At 57.3% G+C, this 8,435-nt stretch carries 6 protein-coding genes; 2 read left to right on the plus strand and 4 right to left on the minus strand.

All coding sequences use genetic code 11. The annotated features are described in order from the left end of the window. Positions 1-15: 15 nt before the first annotated feature. Positions 16-336, minus strand: a complete 321-nt coding sequence (locus OSH03_RS21805; protein ID WP_266180073.1) for a PTS fructose-like transporter subunit IIB — start codon at positions 334-336, stop codon at positions 16-18. Between the two features lie 14 nt (positions 337-350). Beyond that, entirely contained in the window at positions 351-1,430 is a 1,080-nt protein-coding gene (locus tag OSH03_RS21810; protein WP_266180074.1) for a PTS fructose transporter subunit EIIC, read from the minus strand. A gap of 303 nt (positions 1,431-1,733) precedes the next feature. Here OSH03_RS21810 and ptsP point away from each other — a divergent pair, with 303 nt between their 5' ends. Together ptsP and fsa are read left to right on the plus strand one after the other, a co-directional pair. Next, positions 1,734-4,235 carry a phosphoenolpyruvate--protein phosphotransferase gene (gene ptsP, locus OSH03_RS21815; protein ID WP_266180075.1) on the plus strand — a complete coding sequence of 834 codons (2,502 nt, stop codon included), beginning with the start codon at positions 1,734-1,736 and terminating at the stop codon, positions 4,233-4,235. A 14-nt stretch (positions 4,236-4,249) separates the two neighbouring features. After that, entirely contained in the window at positions 4,250-4,912 is a 663-nt protein-coding gene (gene fsa / locus OSH03_RS21820; protein ID WP_266180076.1) for a fructose-6-phosphate aldolase, read from the plus strand. 112 nt (positions 4,913-5,024) lie between these two features. Here the strand turns inward: fsa and katG are convergent, their stop codons facing one another. Then, a complete protein-coding gene (katG, locus tag OSH03_RS21825) occupies positions 5,025-7,205 on the minus strand; it encodes a catalase/peroxidase HPI (protein ID WP_266180077.1) in 2,181 nt (726 codons plus the stop codon). 147 nt (positions 7,206-7,352) lie between these two features. Beyond that, a complete protein-coding gene (metF, locus tag OSH03_RS21830) occupies positions 7,353-8,240 on the minus strand; it encodes a methylenetetrahydrofolate reductase (protein WP_266180078.1) in 888 nt (295 codons plus the stop codon). Between the last annotated feature and the right edge of the window lie 195 nt (positions 8,241-8,435).

Below are 8,435 nucleotides of genomic sequence, written 5' to 3' on the forward strand. Positions count from 1 at the left end.
AAGGGCGGGAGAGCATCAGGCGGTTTGCGCGAGGTGGGCATCAATCTTGTTCATGATGGCGTCGGCGCGTTTTACCGCGTCGCTGATGTTGACGCGTACAATGATTTTCCCGGCAAAGCGCTCTTCGAATTTAATGCCAATATCCTTGGTCAGGATCACCATATCCGCGGCGGCAACGTCTTCTGCCGTCAGTTCGTTCTCAAGACCGATCGACCCCTGCGTTTCAACCTTCACTTCCCAACCTTTGGCTTTAGCGGCGCTTTCCAGCGCTTCGGCAGCCATATAGGTATGAGCAACGCCAGACGGACATGCAGTTACTGCGATAATTCGGGCCATGTTTTCTTCCTCACTCAGTTAATTTCGAAATCCAGATCCAGGTCGTCCTCTTTTTCCTCGACCTGTTTTGCATTCTTACGGGCAATACGCTTCAGCACGTTGACGCTGATTGCCGTTACCACTGCGCCTACCGCAACCGCCGCGATATAGCCGAGCTTGCCGTCCACCACGGGAAGCACAATCAACCCGCCCCAACCGGCATAGCATTGCGCGCCCATCACGGCAGCCGTGACAGCACCACATGCGGAACCCAGCATGATGGAGGGAATCACGCGCAGAGGATCGGCAGCAGCGAACGGAATGGCCCCTTCGGTGACGCCTACGCAGCCCATCACTAATGCAGCCTTACCCGCTTCACGCTCTTCATCGGAAAAATTCTTGCGACCGACCAACGTTGCCAGGCCTAACCCCAGCGGCGGTACGCAAATAGCCACGGCGGCAATCGCAACGACGGTATAGACGCCCTGCGCAACGCAAATCAGCATGAAGGCATACGCCACTTTGTTAACCGGGCCGCCCATATCGAACGCCAGCATGAGACCAAGAATGATAGCGAGTACCACGATGCTGCCCTGCTGCATGCTTTGCAGCCACTGGGTGAGGCTGGTGGTCAGCGCGCCGACAGGCTCGCCAAGCCCCCACATCATGACGCCCGCGGTAATAAAGGTGCCGATAATCGGGATGATGAAGATAGGCATGACGGAGCGCAGCACTTTCGGGACCGGCAGTTTTTTCAGGTACCAGACGATAATTCCGCCGAAAATTCCGGCGATAATCGCGCCAAAGAACCCCGCGCCGAAGCTGTTGCCCACCCAGGCGGCAATGGCACAGGGAGCCAGCGCGGCGCGTTCTGCTATTGAGTAGCCGATGTAAGCGGCCAGGAACGGCACCATCAGCGTTAAACCCGCCACACCGATATCAAAGAGCTTTTTCAGATTGGGATCGGTTGCGGCATCCGGTACCGCGCCTTTGCCGTATAGCATGACCGAAACCGCCAGCAGAATGCCGCCCGAGACCACGAACGGGATCATGTGCGACACCCCGGTCATCAGGTGCTGCCGCGTGTTCTTGAGAATATGCACCAACGCTTTCATATGTCGCTCCTGGCATAAAACCATAAAGATGATGTGGCAAACAATAGGCAATCAGAAAGACGGCGGACAGGAGACAAAAAGGCCATTTACTGGATTTTTGTAATATCGAAATAAAAATGCGATCCGCCTCGACATTTCACATCAGCGATGCGTTACGCAAAACGCCACGACCTGTGAGTGAAATCTCACTTTTAACGTGACATTACATTTGTCCAGCTTTTGGCAGTTTTGTCACATGGCGCGCCTTATCCTCACGCTCGTATGCTGTTTGCCAATGAATGATGATTGGTTTCAGGAGTGTGTATGGCTCTGGTAGTGGAATTTACCTGTGAATTGCCCAACGGCGTTCACGCGCGTCCGGCAAGTCATGTGGAAACGCTGTGCAACACGTTTGTCTCGCAAATCGAATGGCATAACCTGCGTACTGACCGTAAAGGCGATGCCAAAAGCGCGCTGGCATTGATTGGTACCGATACGCTGGCGGGCGATCCCTGCCGTCTGGCGATCTGCGGTGAAGATGAGCAACATGCCCATCAGCGGCTGGAACAGTGGTTGAGAGAGGAGTTCCCGCACTGCGACGCACCGCTTGAAGGAGTCATCAACACGGAGCTGGAGCCCTTACCAGAATCACTGACACGCCTGAGCCCGACGCTTTTTCGCGCCACTCCGGTATGCAGCGGCAGCGCACAGGGCATCCTGACGGTACTGACCTCGCTGGATCTCAACGCCCTGGCCAATTTACCCGACGCACAAAGCGTGGAAGCTGAGCAATCGGCGTTGGATTCCGGCCTGACGCTGCTGGCCAGGCACATTGAGCTGCACGCGCTGGAGGGCGACAGTACCGCCAGCGCCATTCTTGAAGCCCACCGCTCGCTGGCTACGGATACCTCGCTGCGCCAGCACCTTCTGTCAGGAGTTAACCGGGGCTTAAGCTGCGCCCAGGCCATCATCGCCACGGCGAACCATTTCTGCGATACGTTCTCTCGTTCCAGCAGCGCGTATTTGCAGGAACGCGTGCTGGACGTTCGCGACGTCTGCTATCAGCTTTTACAGCATATCTACGGTGAAGCGCGTTTCCCCTCTCCGGGGCAGCTGACGCAGCCGAGCGTCTGCCTGGCTGACGACCTCACTCCCGGCCAGTTCCTGGAACTGGATAAGACCATGCTGAAAGGGCTGCTGTTAAAAAGCGGCGGAACAACCTCTCACACAGTGATCCTCGCGCGCTCCTTCAATATTCCCACGCTGGTCGGCATCGACAGTGAGAGCCTGCTGCATTGGCGCAATGCACCCGTCTTTGTCGACGGCAATGCCGGTGCGGTCGTTGTCAATGCCAGCGATGCGGTGACGCGCTACTATCAACAAGAAGCACGGGTACAACAGGCGATACGCGAGCAGCAGCGCATCTGGCTCGATCGTGAAGCCAGAACGGCTGACGGTCTGCGCATAGAGATTGCCGCGAACATCGCCCACGCGGTGGAAGCCCAGGGGGCATTTGGCAACGGTGCCGAGGGCGTGGGCCTGTTCCGCACTGAAATGCTCTATATGGATCGCACCAGCGCGCCCGGCGAAAACGAGCTTTACAACATTTTCTGTCAGGCGCTGGAGAGTGCAAACAGGCGAAGCATTATCGTGCGCACCATGGATATCGGCGGCGATAAGCCGGTGGAGTATCTGAATATTCCGGCAGAGAACAATCCGTTCCTGGGTTACCGTGCCGTGCGCATATACGAAGAGTATTCAACACTTTTCACCACCCAGCTTCGGGCGATCCTGCGCGCCTCTGCTCACGGAAACCTGAAGATCATGATCCCGATGATCTCCTCCATGGAAGAGATCCTGTGGGTGAAAGAGAAACTCGCCGAAGCAAAACAGCAGCTTCGCAATGAACATATTCCGTTTGATGAGAAAATCCCGCTCGGCATTATGCTGGAAGTGCCTTCGGTGATGTTCATCATCGATCAGTGCTGCGAAGAGATTGATTTCTTTAGTATTGGCAGCAATGACCTGACGCAGTATCTGCTGGCCGTCGACCGCGACAATGCTAAAGTCACGCGCCACTACAACAGTCTTAACCCGGCCTTCCTGCGCGCGCTGGATTACGCGGTGCAGGCAGTGCATCGCCAGGGGAAATGGATTGGCCTCTGCGGTGAACTGGGCGCGAAAGGTTCAGTGCTGCCGCTACTGGTAGGTCTTGGGCTGGACGAGCTAAGCATGGGCTCGCCAGCCATTCCCGCCACTAAAGCACGCCTGGCGCAGCTTGACAGCCGCGCCTGTCGCCAGCTGCTGAACCAGGCCATGGCGTGTCGCACTTCGCTCGAGGTGGAGCATCTGCTGGCGCAGTTCCGCATGAATCAGCAGGATACGCCGCTGGTGACGCCACGCTGCATCTCTCTGGATAACGACTGGAACAGCAAAGAAGAGGTCATGAAAGGGATGACCGATAACCTGCTGCTCGCCGGGCGTTGCCGCTATCCGCGCAAGCTGGAAGCCGATCTCTGGGCCCGCGAGGCCGTCTTCTCCACCGGGCTGGGTTTTGGTTTCGCCATTCCACACAGCAAATCAGAGCATATCGAGCAATCTACCATCAGCGTCGCACGCCTGAAATCTCCGGTCATGTGGGGCGATGAGGAGGCACAGTACATCATCATGCTGACGCTAAACAAACACGCCGCTGGCGACCAGCATATGCGTATTTTCTCCCGCCTGGCACGTCGCATCATGCATGACGATTTTCGCAGCGCGCTGGTTCACGCCAGCTCTGAAGAGGCTATCGCCTCCCTGCTGCAGCACGAATTAGAACTCTAAAACGAGGAAAAATAATGGAACTGTATCTGGATACCGCTAACGTGGCAGAAGTGGAACGCCTTGCTCGCGTTTTCCCCATTGCGGGCGTCACCACCAACCCAAGCATCATTGCCGCCAGCCGTGAATCCATCTGGGACGTACTGCCGCGCCTGAAAAAAGCCATCGGGCCGGACGGCACGCTGTTTGCCCAAACCATGAGCCGCGACGCCGAAGGCATGGTGGCGGAGGCCAAACGCCTGAGTAACGCCATCCCGGGTATTGTGGTGAAAATCCCGGTCACCGCGCAGGGGCTTATCGCCATTAAAGCGCTGAAAAGAGAGGGTATTACCACGCTGGGTACCGCCGTTTACAGCGCCGCTCAGGGTTTACTGGCCGCGCTGGCAGGTGCGAAGTATGTTGCGCCATACGTCAATCGCGTCGACGCACAGGGCGGTGACGGTATTCGCATGGTGCAGGAGCTGCAATCCCTGCTGGAACTGCATGCGCCGGAAAGCATCATGCTGGCTGCAAGCTTTAAAACGCCGCGTCAGGCGCTGGACTGCCTGCTGGCAGGATGCGAGGCAATCACGCTCCCCTTAGACGTAGCGCAACACATGCTCGGTACCCCGGCGGTAGAGTCAGCCATAGAGAAGTTCGAGCAGGACTGGAAAAACGCGTTTGGTAACCTCAATCTTTAAGGGCGAAGAGGTTCGCAATAAGAACTCGATCACCTGAAAAAGCGGGTGACAGCTACGCCTTACCCCGCCAGGATGACTGGCAAAAAAATCCCCGCCGTGGCGGGGATTGCTTTTACTTCACGTCAAAACGATCCAAATCCATCACCTTCGCCCAAGCGGCAACGAAGTCACGGACAAACTTCTCGTGCGCATCGCTGCTGGCATACACTTCGGCCAGCGCGCGCAGCACGGCGTTCGAGCCAAAGACCAGGTCGGCGCGGGTCGCGGTGTATTTCACTTCACCGCTGGCGCGATCGCTACCGGCAAACAGCTCGTTTGAATCGTCGGTCGCTTTCCACTGGGTATTCATATCCAGCAGGTTCACGAAGAAGTCGTTGCTCAGCACGCCTTCGCGGCTGGTGAATACGCCATTCTTGCTGCCATCAAAGTTCGTACCCAGCACGCGCAGGCCGCCGATCAGCACCGTCAGCTCGGGCGCGGTCAGGGTCAGCTGCTGGGCCTTATCAATCAGCAGCGATTCCGTCGTGGACACATCCACCTGCGCACGGTAGTTGCGGAAGCCGTCGGCAATCGGTTCGAGCAGGTTGAATATCTCGATATCCGTCTGGTCCTGACGCGCATCTACGCGGCCCGGGGTAAACGGCACGTTGACGTAAACGCCCGCCGCTTTCGCCGCCTGCTCAACGCCCACAGCGCCCGCCAGCACGATGATATCGGCCAGTGAAGCTTTGTTGGTGGTGCGCTGGATAGCTTCCAGAGCCGGCAGCGCGCGTACCGCCGCAGCGTTCACATCCCAGTCGCGCTGAGGAGCCAGCGCCAGACGCGCGCCGTTGGCACCGCCGCGCTTGTCGCCGCCGCGGAAGGTCGATGCAGATGCCCAGGCCACGGAAACCAGCTCGCTCACGGAGAGGCCAGAGGCCGCGATTTCCGCTTTCAGGCTTTCAATATCTTCCTGCGTCGGATGGAACACCGCCTGCGGCAGCGGATCCTGCCAAATCAGATCTTCTTTCGGCACTTCCGGGCCGATGTACCGCGCTTTTGGCCCCATATCGCGGTGGGTCAGTTTGAACCACGCGCGCGCGAAGGCTTCGTTAAAGGCCTGCGGATCGTTCAGGAAGCGACGGGAAATTTTCTCGAATTCCGGATCGAAGCGCAGCGTCAGGTCGGTGACCAGCATGGTTGGCTTACGTTTTTTCGACGAGTCGAACGGATCTGGCATGATCTCAGGCGCATCCACGGCTTCAAACTGAATCGCACCTGCCGGGCTGCGGGTCTGCACCCATTCGTATTTGAACAGGTTCTCGAAGAAGTAGTTGCTCCACTGGGTCGGGGTTTGTGACCAGATGACTTCCAGCCCGGAGGTGATGGCGTCAGCGCCAATACCGGTGCCGTGCGTGCTGGCCCAGCCTAAGCCCTGCGCTTCAATCGGCGAGGCTTCCGGATCGGTGCCAACGTGCGTGGCTTCACCCGCGCCGTGGGTTTTACCGAGCGTATGGCCGCCTGCAATCAGCGCGACGGTCTCTTCGTCGTTCATACCCATGTTGCCAAAGGTAGCGCGAATTGCCGCAGCCGCAGACAGCGGTTCACCGCTGGCGTTTGGCCCTTCCGGGTTCACGTAAATCAGGCCCATTTCGGTGGCCGCCAGCGGGCGTTTCGCCAGCGCTTCCGGGTCACGGTGGGTCAGCCAGGCTTTTTCATCGCCCCAGTTTACGTCCAGATCCGGTTCCCAGACGTCTTCACGACCGGCGCCAAATCCAAAGGTGCGGAAGCCGGAGTTCTCCAGCGCCACGTTACCCGCGAGGATAAACAGGTCGGCCCAGGAGATTTTTTGTCCGTATTTTTGCTTGATTGGCCACAGCAGGCGGCGCGCTTTATCCAGGCTGACGTTATCAGGCCAGGAGTTCAGCGGCGCAAAGCGCTGTTGGCCGCGTCCGGCACCGCCGCGTCCGTCCACGGAGCGGTAAGTACCTGCCCCGTGCCAGGCCATGCGAATAAACAGACCCGCGTAGCTGCCCCAGTCGGCAGGCCACCACGGTTGAGAGTCGGTTAACAGGGCTTTGAGATCGCCCTTGAGGGCGGAATAGTCGAGCTTGCTGAATTCTTTGCGGTAGTCGAAGTCTTCACCCAGCGGGTTTGAACGGTTGGAATGTTGATTTAGAAGATCGATGCGGAGTTGTTTAGGCCACCACTCTTTGCTGCCGGTACCTGCGCCCGCGCTGTGATCGACGCCGCCCTGATGGAACGGACATTTGCCGGCGGATGCCGCGTTATTGGTCTCGTCTGACGTGCTCATCGCTATGCTCCCTTTACAGTGTTACCGTTACGATATACACCACTAGCAATAAGATATAGTTGAATTAATCCACAGATTCGATAGTTAATACCTTTTAACTTTCTACCTGACTAAAAAGCCCTCAATTTTATGAGGGCTTTTTGCTGATTACGCCGGGCGAACGCCGAGCGTATGACAGATGGCGTAGCTCATCTCCGCGCGGTTCAGCGTATAGAAGTGGAAGTCTTTCACCCCTTCGCGGCTTAAGATTTTCACCATATCCATCGCGATATTGGCCCCCACCAGCTTGCGGGTTTCCGCATCGTCGTCCAGCCCTTCGTACATTTTGGACATCCACAGCGGAATGCGCACGTTGGTCATATCAGCGAACTTCTTCGCCTGTTTGAAGTTAGAGACCGGCAGAATGCCCGGGATGATTTCGACGTCGATACCTGCCGAGACGCAGCGGTCGCGGAAGCGCAGATAGCTTTCCACGTCAAAGAAGAACTGGGTGATGGCGCGGTTGGCACCGGCCTCCACCTTACGCTTCAGGTTAAGCAGATCCGCCTGGGCGCTTTTCGCTTCCGGATGAACTTCAGGATAGGCGGCCACGGAGATATCGAAGTCGGCCACCTCTTTCAGCAGCCCGACCAGATCGGCCGCATACATTTCAGGCTTGCCGCTGCCGGGAGGGAGATCGCCGCGCAGGGCAACAATATGGCGGATACCGTTGTTCCAGTAGTCCCGGGCAATGGCGCGCAGCTCATCGCGGGTGGCGTCAATACAGGTCAGGTGCGGTGCCGCTTCCAGACCGGTTCTGTCCTTAATGCCTTTAATAATGCTGTGCGTGCGGTCACGCTCGCCGGAGTTCGCACCGTAGGTCACGGAGACAAACTTCGGCTTCAGGCTGCTCAGGCGATCGATAGAGCTCCACAGGGTTTGCTCCATTTCACTGGTGCGCGGCGGGAAAAATTCAAAAGAGACGTTAATCTGGCCGTTTACTTCGGCCAGGCTCTGATTCAGTGCTTCCCGCTGGTTGGCGTGAAAAAAGCTCATACCTTACCTCTATCTTTCGCGTGTCGTTGTCTGTTGTGTTGTGAACTTCTATACGTTTAGACGTCCAGATGTAAAAATGACGGAAAAGCGGCGTGACGTCAACAGAAATAATCACAATAACGGTGAGGTTTGCTCAGAGAAGATGAGGGGAATTCATGATGGGGGTGAAGAGGCCCCTCACCCTAACCCTCTCCC

Origin of the sequence: Enterobacter nematophilus (assembly GCF_026344075.1) — a bacterium.
Lineage (GTDB): Bacteria > Pseudomonadota > Gammaproteobacteria > Enterobacterales > Enterobacteriaceae > Enterobacter > Enterobacter nematophilus.

What these genes read in the sequence shown, in the direction of transcription:
- katG (WP_266180077.1), bottom strand. Translation starts at nt 7,205, where the DNA reads ATGAGCACGTCAGACGAGACCAATAACGCGGCATCCGCCGGCAAATGT.
- ptsP (WP_266180075.1), top strand. Translation starts at nt 1,734, where the DNA reads ATGGCTCTGGTAGTGGAATTTACCTGTGAATTGCCCAACGGCGTTCAC.
- metF (WP_266180078.1), bottom strand. Translation starts at nt 8,240, where the DNA reads ATGAGCTTTTTTCACGCCAACCAGCGGGAAGCACTGAATCAGAGCCTG.
- OSH03_RS21810 (WP_266180074.1), bottom strand. Translation starts at nt 1,430, where the DNA reads ATGAAAGCGTTGGTGCATATTCTCAAGAACACGCGGCAGCACCTGATG.
- OSH03_RS21805 (WP_266180073.1), bottom strand. Translation starts at nt 336, where the DNA reads ATGGCCCGAATTATCGCAGTAACTGCATGTCCGTCTGGCGTTGCTCAT.
- fsa (WP_266180076.1), top strand. Translation starts at nt 4,250, where the DNA reads ATGGAACTGTATCTGGATACCGCTAACGTGGCAGAAGTGGAACGCCTT.